This window comes from Clostridium tepidiprofundi DSM 19306 (assembly GCF_001594005.1).
Taxonomy (GTDB): Bacteria; Bacillota; Clostridia; order Clostridiales; family Clostridiaceae; genus Clostridium_AC; species Clostridium_AC tepidiprofundi.
Map to the genome: position 1 here is coordinate 1 of NZ_LTBA01000003.1, position 24,770 is coordinate 24,770.

Genomic DNA, 24,770 nt, shown 5'->3' on the forward strand with positions numbered 1-24,770 from the left:
CTATACCACTTCTAGCTAATAACGTTACTAAACTGCCCTCAACTATTCCTTTTAACATTCTGTCTAAATCCCTATATCCTGTTAGTATTCCTAATGGTTGGGGTTTTTCAAGTTCTAATCTCTTACCAACTTCATTAACTAGCCATTCCTGCAATGTAATCGTTGACGTATCCTCTGTTTGTCTATCCTCAATAATTTTACTTAATTCATTTAGTACGTTGTCAGTATCTAACACTTTATCTGTTGCAATAAAATTAAACATTTTCTTTTTAAACTCGTTATTTCTATAGCCTTCCAGTAATTTTTCAATATGCTTATTCAAGTTTTCTTTATGTGAGAAATTATTGTAAATCTCCGAAACATTAAATATATCGCCATCTTTTCTTAAACCCAATTCGTCCATTTCTTGAAGCACTAAAGTTAAGTCAATATTTTTATTATGTCTTTCCATTTGCTCAATAGTTCTGAACAATCTTTGATTTAAGTCTATACTGAAACATTTTGCTTTAAGTTTATTAATTGCTTCAATTCTGCAATCTTTGTCTTTAAGCATACAACTAAGAATTTCAATTTCATTTGCAGTAGTGTCTATTAAATTAATCAAATGTAATTTCTCCTTTCAAATATTCTAGTTGTGCATATGCTTCTTTTGTTTTCTGTTCTTCAAATGATTCGTTTTGTTCTGTGTAGTTATTATCCAAATAGTCTTCATACCTACCATTAAAGAACGTAGAACCATGTAGTATATATTGCTTGTCCTTACCTTGTACCTCCTTTGAATATCTCTCAATACATCTTTGTAATTCTTCTTTTGTATATTTCTTTAATAGTTTAGTTACTATTTGTCTTGCTTTTGCTTTACCTTTTTTATTAGGATATAATTTCCATAACTCTTCAAAATCATCTATATTTATTTTATTATTTATTTTATTTGTTATAGTATTTGTTGTGGTACACTTCTGTACCTGGTGTTGGTCTATATCTGTACTACGTGTTGGTACACTTCTGTACTTGGTGTTGGTACATTTCTGTACCATGTGTTGGTCTATATCTGTACCACGTGTTGGTACACTTCTGTACTTGGTGTTGGTACATTTCTGTACTTGGTCTATATCTGTACTAAGTATAAATTCATTAATATAATATCTACATCCTTTACCTTTAATAGTATCCCTTTTTATATATTTATTACTTATCAAGCTATTAAGTGTATTTATAAAAGTGGTCTTACTTTTTATTTTACTTCTTTGCATTAACTGCTTATAACTTGGATAAGCATAGCCTTTTTCTTCATTGTAATAACTAATTAATGCTATTAATAAACTTTGTTCCTGTATGTTCAAATCTTCGTTATCTAATACACCGTCATTGTCTATAAATGTAAATCCTGGCACATAATCACCTACTTATCGCGGTTTTTGCGTTTATAAAAGCCTTGTAAAACTAAGAGAGCCTTAAAATAATCTTGAAAACAATTTTCAAAATCTGCATTACCCTTTATATCTCTTATATAAGTACGCTTCTCGTCCATAAAAAACTCTAATCCTACATTGTCATACTCAATATAATTAACTGTTTTGCCTTCAACCATATAGTTTTTAACTTTTTTTCTCGCTATTCTTCCCATATTTCTATATTTTTCTACAAAAATATTAAATGCATATTTCTTTTTCAATCTTTTATTCATTAAACTTTCATCTCCTAGCATATATATTCGGATAAGTCCTGCCCTAAGTTATCATGTAAAAATCTTTCTATTTCAAATGCTGGCACTTTTAATCTTCCAAGTTTCAATGCTTGAATTTTCCCCTCTCTTATAAGCTTGTACACTGTGTTTGTATTGCTCTTTAATATTTTAGCTGTTTCTCCTACAGTAAATACTTCTATACCCTGTTTTGTCACCTTACTCATTATAAAATCCTCCCATATGTAATATTTTTCTATGGAATTGCTCCATATTATGCCTTTGCATGTGCTGTCACAATAGATATGATTTAAATATGAAATGTTAAGTTTTGTTAGGTTTTATTTTTAAAAGAAAAGTTCTTGTACAGGAGTTTCTAAGGCTTTAGATATTGCAATCATTTCGCAATATCTAAGCCTTGTATAATCCCCCTTTTCTATCGCTACAATTTTATTTGGAGACATTCCCACGGAATATTCCTCTTTTAGTTTTTTTCTCATTTCTGTTTGAGTTAAACCTTTTTTAATTCTTGCTATTTTTACTTTCATATTCTCACCTCAATAGATAATTTTTATCTGTTACGTATAGTATATAGATATTTTTTATCTATGTCAATATTAATTTTATTTTTTTGTAGATATTTTTTATCTGTAATGGTATATTAGTATTGAGGTGATACTATTGAAATACGAAGTGCTTTCTCAAAATTTAAAGAAATTTAGAAAAAAAGCAGGATTAACCCAAAAGGAATTAGCTAAAAAAATATATAAATCAGAAATATTGATAAGAAAATATGAAAGTGGTAAGATAAATATTCCACCTTCAACATTAGCGGCTATTTGTGTAGCTCTCAATGTTTCTGACCAAACTCTTCTTGGCTCTGATTTTAACAAGTATTATGAAAATAATTTTAATGAAGTATATACAAAAAATTTATCTTTAGCAGAAAGAGCTGTAAATGTAGCCGAAAATTATAAAGAATATGGTGATTCTTGGCGTGACGCAGTTTTGAAAATTGAAAGTTCACCTAAATATTTATTATATGCTATATTAAACTATCTTGAAAATAAAGAAGAATATTATCCTCCTTTATTTGTAAACGTTCTAGGTGAGGAAGATGATTCCATGCCATATTTAACTAATGAACAAATTAATGATATAGTTAAAAAAATAACTGAACTTGTTAAATATGAAATCTATAAATTAGATAAATTAAATAAATAATAAAAAAGGAGGAATGATTATAAATGCCAGGAGTATATAAACGTGGTGACAAATGGTACTATTATTTCAATATAGGCAAAGTAAACGGCTCATATAAGAAAATTTGCCGAAAAGGAGGTATGACTAAGATTGAAGCCGAAAAGGCTCTTAGAAAGGCTTTAGAGGAGTATGAAAGTACAGGTGATGTTAAGGCTATTAGCAATATTAGCGTTAGTGATTACTTTGACTATTGGTTTGAAAATTATGTATTAATAAACTGTAAATACAACACACAACAACTCTATGAAACTGTTATAAATAATCACATAAAACCAGCTCTAGGTACACATAAATTAAAAGCCTTAACACCTGCTATGCTACAAGAATTTATTAATAAAAAGTATAAAAATGGTTTTTCAAGGGCAAGTATAGGTAATTTTTACGGTGTACTTTCGGGAGCTTTAAAGGCAGCAGTATATCCATACCAATATATAAAAGAAAATCCTATGCAATACGTTAAATTACCTAAAGAAAATAAAATGAAAGAAAATGCAAATCACCTAAAAATTATATCTATACAAGACTTTAATAAAATAATTAATAGATTTCCTCAAGGTTCTTCTTTTTATATACCATTACAAATTGCATTTCACACAGGTTTAAGGGCTGCAGAGGTATGTGGTCTTACATGGGATTGTATTGACCTAGAAAATAAATTTTTGAAAGTAGAAAAAATATTAATTGGTAAAGGTAGAGGAATATTTGAATTTGGTACTCCAAAGACTAAATCCTCTAATCGAAGTATAACTATTGGTAGCACTTTAGTAACAATATTAAAGAAAAATAAAATATGGCAAAATGAAAATAAATTGAAATATGGTCAATATTATAAAAATTCAAATTTTGTTTGCACTAAAGAAAATGGAGAAAATATTACTCCTAATACTTTGAAATATTTAAGCAGAGTAGTAAATTATGAGTTAGGTATTAAATTTAATTTTCATTCATTAAGGCATACTCATGCTACCATGCTTTTAGAAGCTGGAGCTAATATAAAAGATATTCAAAAAAGACTTGGACATAGCAAGATTGCTACTACGATGGATACGTACTCACATGTAACTGAAAAAATGAAGAATGATACTGTTGAAATATTTGAAAGTTTAGTAGCAAAAAAATAATTCGCTACCAATCCATTTCATTGGTAGCAAATTCGTAGTAAAACCCATATTTTTTTATCTTAAAATCTCTCTAACCCTTGATTTACTTGTTTAGTTTAACTACACTTTCCACATGTGCAGTTTGAGGGAACATGTCCACTGGCTGAATTTCTGCGGTTTTGTAGCCATAATTACGTAAAATTCCTAAGTCCCTAGCCAATGTTGCAGGATCGCAAGAAACATAAACAATTTTTTTAGGCTTCATTGAGTTTATTGCTTCTAGTAACTTAGGATCACATCCTTTTCTAGGAGGATCTACAACAACCACATCTGCATATACTCCCTCTTCCATTAATTTTGGAATTACTTCTTCAGACTTACCTACTATAAATTCTGCATTATCAACATTGTTTATTTTGGCATTCTCTATTGCGTTTTGTATAGCCTCTGGTACAATTTCCACTCCATAAACCTTCTTTGCATTTTGTGCTAAAAACAAAGATATTGTTCCTGTACCACAGTAAGCATCAAATACCGTTTCAGTACCATCAAGATCGGCATATTTTAATACTTTATTATAAAGTACTTCCGTCTGAACTGGGTTTATCTGAAAGAATGACAAAGGAGATATATTAAATTTGAATTTATCGATATAATCAGTAATATAATCGTACCCCCATAATGTCCTGCACTTATTTCCTAACACTTTATTCGTTCTTTCAGTATTTACATTTTGAATAATGCTTCTAATTCCATCAATGTTTTTGGTCATTATATCTATGAAATCCTCTTTATGAGGAAGTTTATCCCCATTTGTAACTAATACTACCATCACCTGTCCTGTTTTAAAAGCTTTTCTAATCATTATATGTCTTACTATACCCGTACCATCCATTTCGTTATACGGTTGTATAGAATTTTTTTTCATCCATCTTCTTGTAAGCTTTATTATTTTATCGGCAACTTCATCCTGTATGTAACATATATTCATATTAATAATTTCATGACTTCTAGCTGCATAAAAACCAATTGCAACATTATTATTTTTATTATTGCATATACCAACCGGTAATTGAACCTTATTTCTATAACCGTATGGTTCATCCATACCAATAGTGTGATGAACTATAACATCTTTCACTTTACCAATCCTAGTAATTGATTCCATTACTCTGTTAGTCTTATATTCCAGTTGCCCTGAATATGTAATATGTTGCAAATTGCATCCACCACATCTGTTATAAATCTTACACCTTGGTTCTTTTCTGTTCGGAGATGCTTCTATAACGTTTACTAATTTTCCAAATGCAAATTTCTTATTTACTTTTAATATCTTTACTTCTACAGTTTCACCTATTATTGCCTGTGGAATAAAAATCGTATATCCTTCTATCTTTGCAACTCCTTCTCCTTGGAATCCCATACCTATTATTTTGACTGTATAATTTTTATTTTTAACTACTGGAGTCTCACTTTTCATACGTATCACCTTTCTGTATATGTTCAATCTAATATGTAATTTCAATTTAATATTTAATTTTCCTTCAGCTATTCAGCTATATAGAAGCATTTTAAATCCCAATACTTTGCTTTAGCAAAACCAGTTCACCCTATATAAGTTTAACACATAATGTACTATATGCACAAATTTAATAACTTACAAAAAAAAATACATGCATTTACATTATATAAATAATATTCAATGCATGTATTAAAAGAAACTATCTCTTTACAAAAGTTTCACAATAAGTTTTTGAACTTGTTAATGCACCCGGTCCGGTTATCTGAACATTTGCTGCATTGCAAACTTTATTTTCATTGTATTTACATCGTTCAGCGGTGCACCTAATTATTGGACTCATTTCTATAGAACTAGAATTAAATAACTGTCTAAACTGTCCTGAAATATTTACATTTGCTGCATTCATCAATGAATTTTTTAATCCTTTTTCAGCAAAGGTGTCACATTGTGTTGAACTACTAGTATTCGCATCAATACCAGATACGTTAATTGTATTTGCACTACATAATCCCGACATGTTATGAACACAATTTGTAGCACTACAGCTTAAAGAACCATTCATACATACCACTCCTCAGCGTTAGTATCTGCATTAGTCTAAAATTTTATTCTTTCTAAATTTATGTATGAGTGCAGTGAACTCGAAGACTCTGCTCCATCTGAAGCAAAAGCTTCAATACCCAGTTATAGCAGTGGAAGTCTTGTAAAATCGATAAACATATAAAAACAATCTACTCCTAAATAAACACATAAACAGTTATCATTTTATAATAAATTTTATAATAAATTTGGTATTTAATTTGCTACACCTAATGAAATTGAAAAAACATATACAAGTTAGCATTTTATAATAAGCTTAGTATTTAACCTTATATTCACTTGAAAAATTTACAAAAAGAAAAAAATGCACCTTTCGGTGCGTGTAGAAAATCAGTTACCACATATATAATAGCATTATTGCATTATTGTGATATTATTTTATTACCTTAATCAAACCTAACTAAGCCTATTCCCACTAAGTCTATTCTTATATTGCCCATTATTATTTATAATATTCAACAATTTCCAAAATAATATTATATAGCATCCGTGTTTCCACTATATACTAATCCCCTAGATGCTTCCAGAGTAATAAATGTTCCTGTCTTTATTATTTTACAAGCTCCTTCTGCACCATAAATAATAGGCGTATCAGTTGCTGTACATTCAATAAATACACTTGCATCAACCTTATCTGCTTCAACAATAATTCCTGAAGCTTTTTGAATCAAGTCAATGTACTCCTTATCCATCTTATCAACTACTAATATATCTCCTTCTTCAAGAATGTCATATGCATCTTTACAATTTCTTGCAACTTTAACAGTACCAGTTGCAATATTATGACCTATTCCTTTTCCTTGTACAAGCACATCTCCAACTATGTGAACCTTAATCATGTTTGTACTTCCAACATAATTAACAGGTATACCTGCTGCTATTACTACTAAATCACCTTTGTTTACTAAACCAGCATCTGTAGCCTTTTCTACAGATCTATCTATCAATTCATCAGTAGTTTCAGCCTTTGGAGAACATAGTGGGAATACTCCCCAATTTAACGCTAATTTTCTTGCAACTTTTTCGTAAGGTGTTATAGCAATTATTCCACATTCTGGTCTATACTTCGATACGTTCTTAGCAGTACTTCCACTTTGAGTAGCAGTAATAATTGCAGCTGCATTCAATTCCTGTGCAGTAGAACATACTGCTAAACTTATCGCATCTGGTACTGTTTTCATACGATTAGATGACCTTTTTTGCAACATTGCAGTATAATTTAATGATTCCTCTGCTCTTTTCGCAATTCTTGCCATTGTCTTAACAGCTTCAATAGGATATTTACCATTCGCTGTCTCTCCGCTTAACATTATTGCATCAGTACCATCAAATATAGCATTTGCAACATCTGATGCTTCCGCTCTAGTTGGTCTAGGATTTCTTATCATTGAATCAAGCATTTGAGTAGCTGTAATAACAGGCTTACCTGCAACATTACACTTTTGAATAATCATTTTCTGCACAAGAGGAACTTCCTCTGTCGGAATTTCTACACCCAAATCTCCTCTTGCTACCATGATACCATCAGAAAGCTTAATTATATCATCTATATTATTAACGCCTTCTCTATTCTCGATCTTTGAAAATATTAAAACATCATGGCCTCCATTTTGAGTAAGAACTTCTCTTATAGCTAAAACATCAGAAGCCTTTCTTATAAATGAAGCTGCTACTATATCTATACCTTGTTTTATACCAAACTTCAAGTCTTCAATGTCTTTCTCAGTTAGAGCAGGTAAATTTATTGAAACCCCAGGGACATTAACTCCTTTATGATCGCTGACAAATCCACTATTTACAATAGTACAATTTATTTTATTTCCTTCAACACTTAAGACCTCTAGTCCTATAAGCCCATCATCAATTAAAATTCTGTCTCCTTGTTTTACATCTTTATGCAATTCATCATATGTTACTGAACATTTATGTTCATCACCTAGTATGTCTTCTCCACAAACTATAGTAAATTTTTCTCCTTCTTTTAGTTCAACTTTTTTATCTTTAAACTTACCAGTTCTAATTTCTGGACCTTTTGTATCTAGAATAATAGCGATATGTCTATCCATTTCTTTTCTTATTTCTTTGACTAAATTCATTCTTTCTTCATGTTCTTCGTAATCTCCATGCGAAAAATTATGTCTTGAAGCATTCATTCCTTCTTTTATTAGTTCCCTTATAGTATCTTTATCTCCACTTGCAGGTCCAAGTGTACATATAATTTTAGTTTTTTTCATATTATTCACATGACTTATATATAGCAAGTAGCCTCTTTTTACCAAAGCAAAATATTATAAGTTCATATGAAGACTTTCACTTAATCTAAAGCAAAAATCTTCAATATTTCGCTTATAAACTTTATAAAACATATATATAAGCCAATATTTCACCTACCCTTCTATTTGCGAATATCATTTTATATTTGCAAATTTTATTTTTAGTATGATAATATTCTTGATAATTCATATAATTCTTCATTAACTTCAGACTTCATAGAAAGTGCCTCATCAATATCCATATCTATTATAGCTCCGTCTCTTCTTCCAACTACTCTTGAAGATTTTCCTTCTATCAATAAATCAACTGCTCTAGCCCCAAGTCTTGATGCAAGAATTCTATCGAAAGATGATGGATGTCCTCCACGCTGAATATGTCCTAAAACAGTTGCTCTAGACTCTATTCCTGTAATTTCTTCGACCTTACTAGCAAGTTCCTTAGCTCCTCCAACTCCTTCTGCAAGTATTACAAGATTGTGCAACTTCCCTCTTCTTTTACCCTCAAGTATAGTTTTACACAAATCATTTAAATCATATCCCTTTTCTGGAATTATAACTTTTTCAGCTCCACCTGCTATACTTGAATACAATGCAATATCTCCACAGTTTCTTCCCATTACTTCAACTACACTTACTCTTTCGTGTGATGATGAAGTATCTCTAATCTTATTTATTGCATCTAATACAGTATTTAAAGCTGTATCAAAACCAATAGTAACATCAGTATATGCTAAGTCATTATCTATCGTACCAGGAAGACCTATAGTGGCAACTCCTAACTTTGATAATACTTGAGCTCCTTTAAATGAACCATCTCCTCCAATAATGATAAGACCATCAATACCAAACACATTTAGAACATTTACTGCCTTTTTTCTTCCCTCTTCTGTCTTCATTTCCTCACATCTAGCAGTTTTTAATATAGTTCCTCCTCTATGTATTATGTCTGAAACGCTGTGTCTTGTCATCTCAAATATTTCTCCATTTATTAAACCAGCATATCCTCTTCTAACTCCCATAACCTTTAGTCCTTTATCAATCCCGTATCTAACCACCGCTCTTATGGCAGCATTCATTCCTGGTGCATCTCCACCACTTGTAAGTACAGCTATTTTCTTCATTCTTCCAATCCCCTTTCGCAACAAAAACAGTGTGTCGTATATTTATCAATTTTGTATTCAATTTTAAAACATTAATCCAATGTAATCAAGTTAATTAACGATTTTTTAACAAGATTTCTAATTTTGAGTACCATTTATTGTTTATAATGCATAACTAAAGAATTTTAATACTTTCATTACCAAACCTTTTTCTAAGATAATCCATTATTTCATCTGAACCATCTACCCAAAATTCTCTCGACATTAAAAATTTCTGTCTTTCTTTTTTAGTACATAAATAAATGGGCATATTTCCATAGTGTTCAATCAATTTTGGTTTAATTTCATTGGTTGTGCCTGCTATTAATGATTTTTCTTCTATTAAAATATAAATTTTCTCAGTATTTATCTTTACAAGTGGAGATATTTCTTCAGCCAATACTTTAGGTTGCTCTTCCTCTCTAATGCTTACTCTACCCTTAATTGTAACCAATCCGTCCTCAACAACCAAGTTTTTATATCTATCTAATATCTTAGGAAACACTATTACTTCTATTGTTGAATACATATCTTCAACATCAATAAATGCCATCATATTATTGTTTTTAGTTATTTTTCTTTTTACATTTGAAATTATGCCTCCAATTATAACTCTGTCTCCATCTTCAACTTTGAGACTTCCTTCTATTAAATTCTCCTCTAAATTTTCCTCACTTAGTTTTTCTGCATTATCCACATTTATAGAAGAACTACCAACAATATCTGATATTTTTATGTTAGTTATAAAATTTAATGTTGACTCATATTCCTCAAGTGGGTGACCCGAAATATATAATCCAGTCATCTCTTTTTCCATCGCAAGCAAATACTTTTTATCAAATTCCTTAATATTAGGATACTCAATTTGAAAATTATTATAATCTTTTTCAGCATCATCAAACAAACTTATCTGTCCTTTTATATTTCTCTTTCTATCATTGTGAATTCCATCTAATATATTTTCAAAAACCGAAAGAAGTTGCGAACGATATACTTTAAAGCAATCAAAAGCACCTGATTTTATTAAGCTTTCAACTGTTCTTTTATTTATAGATGAAGTATCAATCTTATTGCAAAATTCAATAAAATTGCTAAATTCACCATTATAAATTCGTGTTTTAACTATACTTTCTGCAACATTCTCCCCTACATTTTTAATTGCAGAAAGTCCAAATCTTATACAGTTATTATCTTTATTGTTTTCAACTGTAAATCTTGAAAAACTTTTGTTTATATCAGGTGGTAACACTTGAATACCTAATTTCTCTGCAAAGTGAATATAAAAAGCAACTTTTTCACTGCTTCCTTTTACGCTATTTAACATTGCTGCTATATATTCCGTTGGATAGTATTTCATTAAGTATGCTGTTTGAAACGCAACAACCGCATATGCCGCAGCATGAGATTTATTAAATGCATATGAAGCAAAATCCATCATGGAATCATAAATCTTATTTGCCACTTCAGCACTTATTCCATTTCTAACACACCCTGGAACAATAACTTTACCGTTTTCATCTACAATTCCATATATAAAATTTTTCCTTTCTTCTTCCATAACTTTATGCTTTTTTTTAGACATGGCACGTCTTACAAGATCAGATCTACCCATAGAATATCCTGCTAAGTCCCTAACAATTTGCATTACCTGTTCTTGATATACCATACATCCATAAGTTACATTTAATATATGTTCAAGTTCAGGTGTTTCGTATTCTATGTCATCTGGATTTCTTTTATTTTTTAAATATCTTGGAATTTCAGCCATAGGTCCAGGTCTATATAAACTTATTCCTGCAATTATATCTTCAAGATTATCTGGTTTAAGTTCTTTCATAAATGAAGTCATTCCTGCAGACTCAAGTTGAAATATCCCTGCTGTTTTTCCTTCTCCAATCATTCTGTAAATATTCTTATCGTCATAATCTATTTCATCTATATTTATATGTATACCTCTCGTTTTTTCAATTATTTCAACTGCATCTCTTATAACGGTAAGCGTTCTAAGTCCCAAGAAATCCATCTTTAAAAGTCCTAATTCTTCTAACGTTACCATATCAAATTGTGCAACTATGCTTTCTTCATTTTTAAAAAGAGGCACATAATTAACGAGTGGCTGTGATGCAATTACAACTCCAGCAGCATGAGTAGAAGTATGCCTTGGAAGTCCTTCTAAAGTTCTTGCAACATCAATTAATTCCTGAACTCTCTCATCATCATCATAAATACTTTTCAATTCTTGATTCATATCAAGTGCTTTATCTATTGTAATGTTAAGAACACTTGGTATCATCTTTGCTATCTTATCTACTTCAGCATAGCTATAATCCATTGCTCTTCCTACATCCCTTATACATGCTCTTGCAGCCATAGTTCCAAATGTAATTATTTGAGATACATTTTGCTCTCCATATTTTCTAACAACATAATCTATAACTTCTTGACGCCTCTCATAGCAAAAATCACTATCTATATCTGGCATAGAAACTCTTTCAGGATTTAGAAACCTTTCAAATATTAATGAATACTTAATTGGATCTATTTTAGTGATTCCTAATGTATATGCAACTAAAGAACCTGCACCAGAACCTCTCCCCGGTCCTGTCATTATACCATTCTCCTTTGAAAATCTCATAAAATCCCAAACAATTAAAAAATAATCTACATATCCCATCTGATTAATAACGCTAAGCTCATATTCCAGCCTATCTCTTAACTCATTAGTTATTTCTGTGTATCTTTCATTGAGTCCTTTGTAACATAATTCCTTTAAATATTCATAAGAATCAATTCCCTCTTCTAACGGAAACTTAGGCAACTTTGAAACATGAAACTCATAATCAAAATTGCACTCTTCAGCTATTTTTACTGTATTTGAAATTGCCTCTGGCACATATCCAAATATTTTTTTCATTTCTTCTGGTGATTTTAAGTAAAATTCTTCACTTGGAAATTTCATTCTTTTTTCATCTTGCATTGTTTTACCAGTTTGTATACACAAAAGTATTTCATGAGCTTTAGCATCACTTTTATTTATATAGTGAACATCATTAGTAGCAATTAAAGGTATACCCGTCTCTTTTGAAAGCTCTATTAATTTTTCATTAACAATAAGCTGTTCATTAATATTGTGGTACTGTAATTCAAGATAAAAACCATCTCTAAATATATCTTTATATAGCAATGCTGTTCTCTTAGCTTTATCTATATTACCCTCAAGTATGTATTTTTGAATTTCGCCCCCTAAGCATGCACTTGAAGCAATGAGTCCTTCACTATGTTTTTTCAAATATTCATAATCAACTCTAGGCTTATAGTAAAATCCATCTATTGAAGCTTTTGATACTATATTCATTAAATTTTGATAACCATTATTATTTTTAACTAGTAGAACCAAATGATATATCTCGTTATCTCTATCCTGTTTCTTTATATACATTGATTTTGGTACTACATATATTTCACAACCAATAATAGGTTTTATACCTTGTGCAACTGCCTCTTTGTAGAATTGAACACATCCAAACATATTGCCATGATCAGTAATGGCTACACTTTTCATTCCAAGTTCCTTAACTCTTTTTATAATATCTTTTATTTTGCCTGAACCATCTAGCAAACTATATTCCGTATGCATATGCAAATGAACAAATTCGCCTTCCATATTGCACATCCTCTCTAGAAAATGTTTATACTTCTTCACTCGTTGATATTAGCTTTATTATACTACAAAATACAAAAAACTTATAATTTTAATATTAATCTTCAATTCGTAATATGCAATATAAATATTTAATATCATATATTTTTTAGTAATATTCACTATAAAAATCTCTGCATACTGCATTTTTTTGTTGTAATATGTATGATAAAAATCTAAATTACGAATTGAAGATATTAATATTTATATAATACATAACGATAAAATTATTAAAATATTTCAAATAAGTTTGACAAATAATAATTACTATTGTATAATAACAATTGTCGATAGATAATTTATTTGAAAATAAATAATATAATATATATTTAGGAGGAATTGTTATGAAGAAATTTGTATGTAAGGTATGTGGATATGTTCACGAAGGAGAAGAAGCTCCAGAAGTTTGTCCTGTATGTGGAGCTGGTAAAGATGCATTTGTTGAAAAAACTGAAGATGATTTTGCTTGGGCTGATGAACATAGAGTAGGTATTGCAAAAGACGCTGATGCTAAAGTTCTTGAAGAATTAAGAGCTAATTTTACTGGAGAATGTACTGAAGTGGGTATGTATCTAGCAATGAGTAGACAGGCCGACAGAGAAGGTTTTCCTGAAATTGCAGAAGCATATAAGAGAATCGCTTGGGAAGAAGCTGAACATGCTGCTAAATTCGCTGAGTTGCTTGGAGAAGTTGTAACAGATAGCACTAAGAAAAATCTTGAAATGAGAGTCGCTGCTGAGCATGGTGCTTGTCAAGGTAAAAAAGATTTAGCTACTTTAGCTAAAAAATTAAACTACGATGCTATACACGATACAGTACATGAAATGGCTAAGGATGAAGCTAGACATGGTTCTGCATTTAGAGGTCTTTTAAAAAGATATTTTGATACAAAATAATACTATCAAATTTATAGTTTTTGATACTGAATTGAACAATGGCTTTATAACTATTAAAACATGAAATAATTATATTCAAGTAAAGGAAATGTATACACTGTATATATTTCCTTTGTTTATTTCTCGAAATTTACTTTTAAAGCACTCAAATGTTCAATTGATATTTTGATTTTTATCATGTATATTACAACAAAAAATACAGCATATAGAGAATTTTATAGTGAATATTACAACAAAATATATGTATATTAAATATAAATATCGCATATTACGAATTCAAAGCAATAAAATGTTCAATTGATATTTGCATACTAATAATGTTAGAATATACAGTGAATAAACAAACGATTTGGAGGTATATATGGAAAAATTTTTTCAACTATTTATTACATTTTTTAAGATAGGTGCATTCACACTAGGTGGCGGATATGCTATGGTACCTCTGATTGAAAATGAAGTAGTAGATAAAAAAAATTGGATTGAAAAACAAGATTTTTTGGATATGCTTGCTTTAGCTCAATCATCACCTGGACCAATAGCTGTTAACACTGCGGTATTTGTCGGATATAAAGTGGGTGGATATATTGGCTGCATATTTACCATTTTAGGTGCAATATTACCATCTTTTTTCATAATTTTATTAATCGCCAATTTTTTTGTGGAAATCAAAGACAACCCTGCTGTCGAAAAAGCATTTAAGGGTATAAGACCTGCTGTTGTTGCACTTATTGCTGCTCCTGTTTTGAGGCTTTCTAAGAATACTAAAATAAATAGAAAAACCGTTATGATTCCAATAGTTGCAGCTTTATTAGTAGCTTTCGCTGAAATTACTCCTATTATTATAATAGTAGTTGCCGCTGTTTGCGGAATATTATATGGAAAATTTAAGAGGGGGAAAATTAAATGATTTTTTTTGAGATATTTATTGTGTTTTTTAAAATAGGATTGTTTAGCTTTGGCGGAGGATATGCCATGCTCCCTCTTATTCAACGTGAAGTGGTATCAATACATAACTGGGTTTCACCAAAAGAATTTATAGACATAGTAGCAATATCACAAGTTACTCCAGGACCAATTGCAATAAATTCTGCCACATACGTTGGTTTTAAAACATTGGGTATTCCTGGTTCACTAGCTGCTACTTTAGGCGTTTCACTTCCTTCAATAATTATAATGCTAATATTTTGCAAATTCTTTTTTAAATTTAAAGATAACAAGTTAGTTGAAGATGCCTTTACTGGCTTGAGACCTGCTACTATAGGTTTAATAGCAGCGGCTGCTGTTCTAGTTGCCAAAAATGCATTTATTGATTATAAAAGCGTAGTAATTTTTGTAGTAGCTTTTATTTCTTCATATAAATTTAAGCTTGATCCTATTCTCATGACAGTTTTGGCTGGAATTGCTGGATTTTTGCTATATTAGTTGCTATATTAGTACTAGTAAAATCGACAATAACAATATTGTCCACAGAAAAATTCCAAACAATTCACATAATCCACATAAAAAGAATTAAAAGCTTGGCATAACATCAAGCTTTTAATTCTCTCTTCTTAGTTCATTTGCTATCTTTTCTATTTTACGAAATCTATGATTTATTCCTGATTTACCTACAGGTGGTTCAAGCATCTGTCCTAATTCCTTTAGTGATATTTCTGGATATTTTAATCTTAATTCTGCTATTTCTCTTAAATTTTGAGGAAGTCTCTTAAGTCCTATTTCTTTTTCTATTAACTTGATACTTCTAATCTGCCTAACAGCGGCATTTACAGTTTTATTCAAATTAGCAGTTTCACAATTTACTAATCTATTGACTTTATTTCTCATTTCCTTCATTATTCTTACATTTTCTATATGAAGGAGACTATTATGAGCTCCTATTATATTCAATACATCAACTATTTGTTGTCCTTCTTTAAGGTATACTATATAACTATTTTTTCTCTTAATAACCTTTGAATTAAGGTTGAATGAATTTACAAGTTCACTTAACTCATCAGCATATTCCTTATTATGAGTAACAAACTCAAGATGATAAGCCTTCTCTGGATTGCTTATGCTTCCACCACCCAAAAAAGCTCCTCTAATATAAGCTTTTTTATACAAATCATTTGATATAATATATTCAGGTATACCATAATGCAAAGTAAAATACTCATTATCACCTAATATAGAAATTTCTCTCAAAAAATCTCTTACACCCATTTCTTCAGTAATCATAACGATATATACATTATTCTTTTTTAAAGAATTGCTTCTTCTAACCAATAATCTAGTATGTATATCAAAATGCTCTTTAAGAAGTTTAAATATTAGTCTAGCTATAGCAGCATTTTCTGTTGTTACTTTAAAACTAATCCTTCTCTGCGAACCAATCGAAAGTGATCCACTTACCTTCATAATTCCAGATAATATCGCTCTAGCTTCTTCCTTTGAAATATTAGAAATCCTACAAACTTCCCTTTTAACTTTAGCTGAAAACGACATAATTTATTTCTCCTATATCATTTATTTCTCAATTAGGCATTTTTAAAAATTAACAGTTCAAATATACTATCATACTGACTAATTATTTTTTCAATATGCCTAATCAAATATCTATAAAATTTTTCATGATAACTGATGATATTTTATCAGCATCATGCCTTACATGTTCATTCTTCACTTTGACAAAATCACCTTTAATTATTTTTATATTTAGATTGTTTATTTCTTTCTCGCAAAAATTTACAATTGATGCTTCTTCCTCGAGATATCTTTTCTCTAACTCTTTATCTATTGTTCCCGTATTTACTATAACATAATCAATAATATCTTTTCCTGCATGATTTAAAATTGCGTTTATATGCTCACTCACATTATATCCGTCTGTTTCTCCTCTTTGCGTCATAATATTTGAAATATAAACCTTAACAGCCTTTGTTTTATAAAGTTCATCACTTATTTCATTTACTAAAATATTAGGAATTATACTAGTATACAAGCTCCCCGGACCTAAAATTACAATATCTGCCTCCCTTATAGCTATAACAGCCTCATATAAAGCTTTTGCATTCTTAGGTTCAATAAACACACTGTCAATGCCACTTCTACTTTCAATTACAGCTTTAGGGATGTTGGATTCTCCTGAAACTATTTGTCCATTTTTTAATTTTGCTTTGAGAGTTATTTTATCCAAACTTACAGGAAGCACTTTCCCTTTGACAGCTAAAACATAACTCATTTTTCTAACTGCTTCCATAAAGTTTTCTGATATTCCATCCATTGCAGCCAAAAATAAATTTCCAAAGCTTTGATTTTTTAATATTCCTTCTTTGAATCTATATTGAAGTAATTCTTCCATGACGGGCTCAGTATCTGCAAGTGCAAGTATACAATTTCTAATATCACCCGGTGGTATCATTCCTAAATCATGTCGCAAAACACCAGATCCACCACCATCATCAGCTACCGTCACAATAGCTGTAATATTGCTTGTAAATGCTTTAAGTCCTCTTAATATTGTTGATAAACCCGTTCCACCACCTATAACAACTATTTTAGTGTCATCAATCGATTTCTCATAATCGATTATTTTTTGTCCAAACATCATAATTTTTTTACACTCCTATTTGCATCCTCATCAATATCTCTATGCTGAACATTTACATAAAAACCTTTATGATCTAGCATTTTATAAACTCTATCAGCAATTGTTACAGATCTATGTCTTCCACCAGTGCATCCAATAGAAATTATTAGTTGCCTTTTTCCTTCTTTTTTGTATCTCGGTATTAAATATTCAAGTAAGTCAATCAATTTCTTAGTAAAAATATTTGTTTCCTCAAAAGCAAGCACATAATCACTAACAGGCTTATCTAATCCTGAATATTTCTTAAGTTCTGGTACATAATATGGATTTGGTAAAAATCTAACATCAAAAACCAAATCAGAGTCCACAGGAATACCATATTTAAATCCAAATGATAACACTGTAACCATAATTTCCGTTTCGATTTGTCCTATTTCACCATATATTTCCGAAATTTTATCCCTTAATTCCCAAATAGACAATTTAGAAGTATTAATAATATTATCTGCTCTATCACGTATTTGACTTAATTTTTCTCTTTCTATATTTATTCCCTCAATTATTCTACCTTCTTGTGCTAATGGATGCTTTCTTCTAGACTCTTTGTATCTTTTAATCAAAATATCATCATCTGCTTCTAAAAACAGAATATCATACTTATAATTTTCTTCTTTGAGATAATTCAAACTATTAAATACATCATCAAAGAATTCTCCACCTCTAATATCTATAACAAGAGCCACTTTATTTATCTTTCCAAAAGTTTTAGAACATGCTTCTGCGAATTTTGGTATTAATGTTGGCGGCAAATTATCCACACAAAAATAGCCTAAATCTTCCAAACATCTTACAGCTTGAGTTCTGCCTGCTCCAGATAATCCACTAACTATTACAAATTTCATAAAAACGCCCCCATTCTTTAGATACCATTATAATATATCATCATTAGTATAATTATACCACAGGTTATTTTTGCATCTTCAATTCGTAATATGCAATATAAATATTTAATATCATATATTTTTTATTAATATTCACTATAAAAATCTCTGCATACTGCATTTTTTCGTTGTAATATGTATGATAAAAATCTAAATTACGAATTGAAGTTTTGCATTTCATTTCGATAAAAGAAGAGGTTGCCTTTAAGACTTACCTCTTCTAAATCTCACTTATGATTTCTATTGCTTATTTTACTACTACAAATTAATTCTTTCTATAATGAATTTTTCAAACATTCAATGAATTTTTTATTCTGTTCCATAGTACCTATTGTTACTCTCAACCATCCAGGCATTCCAAGCAAATGACCTGGTCTTACAATCATACCTTGTCTTAACAATTTATCGAAAATAACTTCACTGCTAGCCTTAGTATTTACCATTATGAAATTCGAATTTGTATCAATATAAGGTAAATTCATTTCCTTGAATTGTTCATATAAGTATTCTTTACCTTCATTGTTTGTATCATAAACTTTCTTTATAAATTCTTCATCATCTAAAGCTGCAACTGCTGCAACTTGAGCATAAAGATTAACATCAAAAGGACCTATAACCCTGTTCAAATATGTAACTATTTCTTCGTTAGCTATACCATATCCTACTCTAAGAGAAGCCAAACCATAAGCTTTTGAAAATGTCCTTAAACTTATCATATTGGGATAATCATTTATATAGTTTAGAGAATCCGGAAAATCTTTATCTGTAACATACTCTATATATGCCTCATCCATAACTATAATTACGTCTTCTGGAATCTTTTTTAATAAAGCCTCAAATTCATCCTTTTTGAATATTGTACCCGTCGGATTATTTGGATTACAAAACCATATAATTCTTGTTCTTTCTGTAATAGCTGATACCATGGCTTCTATATCCAATCCATTATCTTTCATAGGAATCTTAATGCACTTACCACCCATCAGCTTTGTTGCTGATTCATATCTTGGAAAAGTAACTTCAGCCATTATTGATTCTTCTCCGGGCTTTAAAAACACCTCACAAATACATCTTATCAATGCATCTGATCCTTCACCGCAAAAAATCTGTTCATGCTTAACACCATATTTTTTTGCAAGCTTGTTCTTTAATTCGTAATTTGAAGCATCTGGATACATTTGGCTTTCATCAATTATTGATTTAATAGCCTGCTTTGCTTTAGGAGAAGTTCCAAGAGGATTTTCATTAGAAGCTAATTTAATAACTTCATCTAATCCCAACTCTCTTTTAACCTCGCTTATAGGCTTTCCTGCCTTGTAAGGCCTTAATCCTAAAATTTCTTCTCTTACAGAATACCCCATTACATATCCCTCCAATATTTTTTTAATCCTCACCTATAATTTTTACTTCTGTTTCTAGTTTAACATTAAACTTTTTATACACGCTTTTTTGAACATAGGAAATCAAGCTTAATAAATCAGCTGCACTTGCATTTCCCTTATTTATTATGAAGCCTGAATGTTTTTCAGACACTTCAGCATCACCAATAGAGTACCCCTTCAAACCACTATCTTGTATTAGCTTTCCTGCATAATATCCTTCTGGCCTTTTAAATGTGCTTCCAGCAGAAGCATATTCTAAAGGTTGCTTTTCCTTTCTTCTTCTAGTCAAATCGCTAATAGTAGAATTTATTTCATCAATATTGCCTTTCTCTAGTTTAAATACTGCTTCTAAAACAACATATCCCTTTTTCAATACCACACTATCTCTGTAAGACAGCTCTAATTCATTTCTATTTATTTTTACTATATTTAAATTATCATCTATAACAACTGCACTAACTATTATTTTTGAAATATCTCCCCCGTACGCACCTGCATTCATAGCAACTGCACCACCAACACTTCCCGGTATTCCAGAGGCAAATTCCAATCCCGTTAATGACTTTTTAGCTGTTTTTAATGAAAGGCTTATCAATGATGCTCCAGCTTGAGCGGTAACAATATCATTATCAATCTGTATTTTATCTAATTTAGTAAGCTTTATAACTACTCCTCTAATACCCCCATCCTTAACAAGAATATTAGAACCCTTTCCCATAACAAAGTAACTTATACTACTATTTTTGCACAATTTTATTATATCTCTAACCTGCTCATATGTTTCAGGAGTTACCATAATATCAGAATTTCCACCAACTTTAAATGTTGTATGGTTCTTCATTGGCACATCATTTTCTATATTTTCTGAACCTATCAATTCTTTAAGCTGTATAATAAATTTATTATATTGATTCATAGCAAACTCCTTTTATTATTTATGTATCATATATAGTATAATGTATATGCTATTTATTAATCAAGTACTACGTCCTTTAATTTGCCTTTATTTTTTAAATATTCAATAATTTCATTTTTACTCCTACTTATTATTAATTCTTCTGGCATTTCTATATTGCTTAATAATTTAATGACTTCTCCAAATTCTCCCACATGGAAACAAGTATGTGCATCGCTTCCTGCGATTACTTTAACGCCGTACTTCTTGCAAAGCTGAGCAATTGTAAGGCAATTAGCTTCACTTCCTATTCTTGATGAAACAAATGAACTATTATTTATTTCTATTAATATATCCTTTTCCTTTGCTTTCTTAACAACCGCTTCCTTATCAATAGGAAAGGATGGATTCCCAGGATGACCGATAATATGTACATTTGGATTATCCATAGCCTTTAAGTAAGCTCTTGTATTTTCCTCTACACTTCCCGGTTTTATACAAACATCATGGAGGCTAGCAATCATAATATCTAGCTGATCTTGAATTGATTTTGGAATATCTAAATTCCCGTCATAATCAATAATATTTGCTTCACATCCTTTTAATACCATAACACCTTCAATTTCTCTAGGTAAAACTTTCATGTTTCCAAAATAGAAAATATGAGGTCCACCAGGCATTGATGGTCCATGATCAGTTACTCCTAAAATCTCTATACCTTTTTTAGATGCCTCTCTTATATTTTCCATCATTGTACTATAAGCATGCCCACTAACCAATGTGTGCGTATGCAAATCTGCTATAAATTTCATACAATCACCTCGTCTTTATATTAAGATATCCGAAAACAAATCATAAACACCTATATTTATTAAGTCATTTAACCTCATCTTTATATTAAGGTATCCGAAACTAGGTATCAGAAAACAGAGAATCAACATACCTAGCAAAATTATTCCTTTCACTAATTCCTAACACCTAGTAACTTGTTTTTCTTTTCCAATAATTTTCCTAGTACCTAGTACCTTGTTTATACTCCTAGTACCTAGTGCCTGATACCTTGTTTACAATCCTTGTACCCTGTCTATACTCCTAGTACCGTATTTTATATCCTAGTACCCTGTTTACAATCCTAGTACCTTGTCTATACTCCTAGTACCTTATTTACAATCCTAGTACGGTACCTTTTACTGTTTTCCTCTAAAGTATTCCATAACAGCTTCAACCGCTTTAACAGTCATTCTTGGTGTTTCCAACAATTCCTCTCTTGAAGCATTTTTTATATTTTCTATACTACCAAACTTTTTAAGAAGCTCTATTCTTCTTTTAGGTCCAATACTAGGTATTGTTTCTAATACAGAAAGTAATGTCTTTTTATTTCTCAAAGTTCTGTGATATGTTATTGCAAATCTATGAACTTCATCTTGTATTCTAGTAATCAAATGCATTGATTTAGAATTTTTCTTAATAGGTAATTCAATATTATTATATATTAATCCTCTTGTTCTGTGTTTATCATCTTTGACCATTCCACAAACAGGAATTTGAACATTTAATTTATTTAGAATATCAAGTGCAGCATTTACTTGACCTTTCCCTCCATCCATAAGTATCAAATCTGGGAAAACACAAAACTTACCCAAAGCCAATTCTATATTATTGTCTTTAATTTTATTGATTTCTTCAAATCCATGAACAAATCTTCTTTCTATAATTTCCTTCATACTATCATAATCATTTGCACCCTCTACAGTCTTTATTTTAAATCTCCTATAATCACTATTTTTAGGTTTCCCATTCTCAAATACAACCATACTACCTACAGAATCCATTCCCATTAAATTTGAAATATCATAAGCCTCTATTCTGTGTGGAATTTCATCGAGCTGAAGTAGTTCTTTTAATTCATTTAATGCAATTTTATTTGCTTCTTTATCTTGTTTAATCTTCAATTTGAATTGTTCTAATGTTATTTTCGCATTACTTTTAACCATTTGCAATATTTTAAACTTTTCACCCATTTTAGGAATCTTGATATGTACTTTAGAATCACTCTTTAGTGAAAGCCAATTTTCAATAATTTCTATATCATTTATTGCAGGTACATATATATTTTTAGGAATAAAAGCTGTACCTCCATAAAAACTTTTTAGAAAATCGCTAATTAAAATTTCATCCATGATATCAGCGGTATTATCAAACATAAAACTCTCTCTTCCAATAATCTTACCATTCCTTGAAAAGAATATCTGTACACATGTATCATTTTCATCTTTATATAAATTTATAAAGTCCTCATTATTAAATCTATTAGAAACAATTTTCTGTTTTTCTGCAATTTTATTAACTGCCTCAATCTTATCTCTAAAAACAGCTGCCTTTTCAAATTCAAGGTTTTGAGCTGCTTTTTCCATATTCATTTTTAATTCTTCCAATATATTTTTATTTTTACCTTTTAAAAGTTCAATAATATTATCAATAATATCATTATAATTTTTCTTATCTATCTTTCCTGCACAAGGCGCACTGCACTTACCTATATGATAATTTAAGCAAGGTCTATCTTTTCTACCATATTCTTTAATAGCTTTCTTACAAGTTCTTATAGTAAAAATCTTTCCTATCAAATCCATTACATAATATACAGCTTTAGCATCAGTATACGGTCCAAAGTATTTTGAACCATCATTTGCATAATTCCTTGTCACAAACACCCTTGGGAATTCTTCATTGACCGTAATCTTTATAAAAGGATAATATTTGTCATCTTTCAACACGATATTATATTTAGGACTATATTTCTTTATTAAATTACACTCTAAAATAAGAGCTTCCATTTCAGAATCAGTCACAATATACTCAAATTCAGCAATATTTTTAATCATTGCTTTGACTTTTTCTGTATGATTCTTCGAATTTTGAAAATATTGGCGCACCCTGTTTTTTAGTATTTTAGCTTTTCCTACATAAATAACTTCACCCAAATCATTTTTCATTATGTAAACCCCTGATTTTTCAGGCAAAATCTTTAATTGATATTCAAAATCAAACAAAATAACACCGCCCTCTTATTTCACTATACATGCATACTAGGTAGCATGTAAACCATATAAACAAGTGCTAAAGTACTTATAATACCTTCAATAAACTTACCTGTCTTTGATCCAACTTTGAAAGCTAAAGGTAATTTTATCTTTTTTCGTAAAAACGGATAAAAAAGTGGCAAACCCATCTTTGTCATACTGTCGCAAATAAGATGAGTACTATACCCTAGAATAACATAATACTTTATCTGAGGCATACCAAAAGTCTTACCAAAATATTCCGATACAAATCCAAATACCCAAAGTCCTATCAAGCTATGTGTTAACCCATTTCTATGTGAAGATATACCTATAAATATAAAACTTATTCCAAGTGCTTTTAAGGCTTTTTCATTGGTATACAAATAATCAAACCATAGAACCAGCACTCCTAATGAAAAATACAATATCATCTTAGTAGTCTTGTTCTTTATTGGTAAAATATATTTATTGAACAAACTTTTAGGATGATCTATGTCTGGCAGTAATGCTGCAAAAACAACTATAAACATACCTAAAAAACTAAACTTACCTGGTAATTTATTAGCTAAAGCCACATATGATGCAGCTCCTACTATAGCATGAGTTTTTCCTTCCATATTTTTTCTCCTTTGTTATTATGCAGTTAATTATTTTGTCGTTTTTTATACGGACATATGTTCAAGTACATTTTAACATATTTCGTCATTATTTTACACAACAAATATAGATTAAAGCTTTTACC

At 30.1% G+C, this 24,770-nt stretch carries 22 protein-coding genes and 1 pseudogene; 5 read left to right on the forward strand and 18 right to left on the reverse strand.

The window, feature by feature from the left end; all coding sequences use genetic code 11:
• From CLTEP_RS02680 to CLTEP_RS02700, 5 genes are all read right to left on the reverse strand, one after another.
• Positions 1–604, reverse strand: a 604-nt coding sequence (locus CLTEP_RS02680; RefSeq protein WP_153016265.1) for a DnaB-like helicase N-terminal domain-containing protein, incomplete at its 3' end; no start/stop codon positions are given.
• Entirely contained in the window at positions 597–1,394 is a 798-nt protein-coding gene (locus CLTEP_RS02685) for a helix-turn-helix domain-containing protein (protein ID WP_066822256.1), read from the reverse strand. The genes CLTEP_RS02680 and CLTEP_RS02685, both read right to left, overlap by 8 nt.
• A gap of 8 nt (positions 1,395–1,402) precedes the next feature.
• Positions 1,403–1,687: a hypothetical protein gene (locus tag CLTEP_RS02690; RefSeq protein ID WP_066822258.1), complete on the reverse strand. Its 285-nt coding sequence runs from the start codon at positions 1,685–1,687 to the stop codon at positions 1,403–1,405.
• A gap of 14 nt (positions 1,688–1,701) precedes the next feature.
• A complete protein-coding gene (locus tag CLTEP_RS02695) occupies positions 1,702–1,911 on the reverse strand; it encodes a helix-turn-helix domain-containing protein (RefSeq protein ID WP_066822262.1) in 210 nt (69 codons plus the stop codon).
• Positions 1,912–2,031: 120 nt separating this feature from the next.
• Positions 2,032–2,232, reverse strand: coding sequence for a helix-turn-helix transcriptional regulator (locus tag CLTEP_RS02700; RefSeq protein WP_066822264.1), 201 nt, complete (start codon positions 2,230–2,232; stop codon positions 2,032–2,034).
• 133 nt (positions 2,233–2,365) lie between these two features.
• On the opposite strand from CLTEP_RS02700, the gene CLTEP_RS02705 reads away from it, so the two are divergent.
• Both CLTEP_RS02705 and CLTEP_RS02710 read left to right on the forward strand, forming a co-directional pair.
• A complete protein-coding gene (locus CLTEP_RS02705) occupies positions 2,366–2,908 on the forward strand; it encodes a helix-turn-helix domain-containing protein (protein WP_066822267.1) in 543 nt (180 codons plus the stop codon).
• 23 nt (positions 2,909–2,931) lie between these two features.
• Entirely contained in the window at positions 2,932–4,068 is a 1,137-nt protein-coding gene (locus CLTEP_RS02710) for a tyrosine-type recombinase/integrase (RefSeq protein WP_066822268.1), read from the forward strand.
• 82 nt (positions 4,069–4,150) lie between these two features.
• Here CLTEP_RS02710 and rlmD read toward each other — a convergent pair whose 3' ends face one another.
• The 5 genes from rlmD to CLTEP_RS02735 form a co-directional block, all read right to left on the reverse strand.
• On the reverse strand, positions 4,151–5,527 hold the full coding sequence (rlmD, locus tag CLTEP_RS02715) for a 23S rRNA (uracil(1939)-C(5))-methyltransferase RlmD (protein ID WP_084364575.1): 1,377 nt from the start codon (positions 5,525–5,527) through the stop codon (positions 4,151–4,153).
• A gap of 241 nt (positions 5,528–5,768) precedes the next feature.
• Entirely contained in the window at positions 5,769–6,131 is a 363-nt protein-coding gene (locus CLTEP_RS02720; protein ID WP_066822272.1) for a DUF1540 domain-containing protein, read from the reverse strand.
• A 514-nt stretch (positions 6,132–6,645) separates the two neighbouring features.
• Positions 6,646–8,403 (reverse strand): pyruvate kinase, encoded by a 1,758-nt coding sequence (gene pyk, locus CLTEP_RS02725; protein WP_066822275.1) that lies wholly within the window; start codon positions 8,401–8,403, stop codon positions 6,646–6,648.
• A 200-nt stretch (positions 8,404–8,603) separates the two neighbouring features.
• Positions 8,604–9,563 carry a 6-phosphofructokinase gene (pfkA, locus tag CLTEP_RS02730; RefSeq protein ID WP_066822277.1) on the reverse strand — a complete coding sequence of 320 codons (960 nt, stop codon included), beginning with the start codon at positions 9,561–9,563 and terminating at the stop codon, positions 8,604–8,606.
• A gap of 154 nt (positions 9,564–9,717) precedes the next feature.
• Positions 9,718–13,245, reverse strand: coding sequence for a DNA polymerase III subunit alpha (locus CLTEP_RS02735; RefSeq protein WP_201786578.1), 3,528 nt, complete (start codon positions 13,243–13,245; stop codon positions 9,718–9,720).
• A 380-nt stretch (positions 13,246–13,625) separates the two neighbouring features.
• Between CLTEP_RS02735 and CLTEP_RS02740 the strand changes: the two genes are divergently transcribed.
• The 3 genes from CLTEP_RS02740 to CLTEP_RS02750 all read left to right on the forward strand — a co-directional run bounded on the left by CLTEP_RS02740 (position 13,626) and on the right by CLTEP_RS02750 (position 15,599).
• A complete protein-coding gene (locus CLTEP_RS02740) occupies positions 13,626–14,177 on the forward strand; it encodes an NADH peroxidase (RefSeq protein WP_066822281.1) in 552 nt (183 codons plus the stop codon).
• Positions 14,178–14,538: 361 nt separating this feature from the next.
• Positions 14,539–15,084 (forward strand): chromate transporter, encoded by a 546-nt coding sequence (locus CLTEP_RS02745; RefSeq protein WP_066822283.1) that lies wholly within the window; start codon positions 14,539–14,541, stop codon positions 15,082–15,084.
• A complete protein-coding gene (locus tag CLTEP_RS02750) occupies positions 15,081–15,599 on the forward strand; it encodes a chromate transporter (protein WP_066822285.1) in 519 nt (172 codons plus the stop codon). Before CLTEP_RS02745 ends, CLTEP_RS02750 begins: the two co-directional genes overlap by 4 nt.
• Positions 15,600–15,713: 114 nt before the next feature.
• Here CLTEP_RS02750 and whiA read toward each other — a convergent pair whose 3' ends face one another.
• The 8 genes and pseudogenes from whiA to CLTEP_RS02790 all read right to left on the reverse strand — a co-directional run bounded on the left by whiA (position 15,714) and on the right by CLTEP_RS02790 (position 24,645).
• On the reverse strand, positions 15,714–16,661 hold the full coding sequence (whiA, locus tag CLTEP_RS02755; protein WP_066822287.1) for a DNA-binding protein WhiA: 948 nt from the start codon (positions 16,659–16,661) through the stop codon (positions 15,714–15,716).
• A 109-nt stretch (positions 16,662–16,770) separates the two neighbouring features.
• A pseudogene (locus CLTEP_RS02760) lies at positions 16,771–17,739 on the reverse strand (gluconeogenesis factor YvcK family protein); the annotation flags it as partial.
• A gap of 23 nt (positions 17,740–17,762) precedes the next feature.
• A complete protein-coding gene (rapZ, locus tag CLTEP_RS02765) occupies positions 17,763–18,647 on the reverse strand; it encodes an RNase adapter RapZ (protein ID WP_066822291.1) in 885 nt (294 codons plus the stop codon).
• Positions 18,648–18,961: 314 nt separating this feature from the next.
• A complete protein-coding gene (hisC, locus tag CLTEP_RS02770; protein WP_066822292.1) occupies positions 18,962–20,047 on the reverse strand; it encodes a histidinol-phosphate transaminase in 1,086 nt (361 codons plus the stop codon).
• A gap of 22 nt (positions 20,048–20,069) precedes the next feature.
• On the reverse strand, positions 20,070–20,984 hold the full coding sequence (gene murB / locus CLTEP_RS02775; protein ID WP_066822298.1) for a UDP-N-acetylmuramate dehydrogenase: 915 nt from the start codon (positions 20,982–20,984) through the stop codon (positions 20,070–20,072).
• 56 nt (positions 20,985–21,040) lie between these two features.
• Positions 21,041–21,775, reverse strand: coding sequence for a phosphatase (locus tag CLTEP_RS02780; RefSeq protein WP_066822300.1), 735 nt, complete (start codon positions 21,773–21,775; stop codon positions 21,041–21,043).
• Between the two features lie 375 nt (positions 21,776–22,150).
• Positions 22,151–24,016 carry an excinuclease ABC subunit UvrC gene (gene uvrC, locus CLTEP_RS02785; RefSeq protein WP_066822301.1) on the reverse strand — a complete coding sequence of 622 codons (1,866 nt, stop codon included), beginning with the start codon at positions 24,014–24,016 and terminating at the stop codon, positions 22,151–22,153.
• Between the two features lie 23 nt (positions 24,017–24,039).
• On the reverse strand, positions 24,040–24,645 hold the full coding sequence (locus CLTEP_RS02790) for a metal-dependent hydrolase (RefSeq protein ID WP_066822302.1): 606 nt from the start codon (positions 24,643–24,645) through the stop codon (positions 24,040–24,042).
• Positions 24,646–24,770 lie beyond the last annotated feature (125 nt).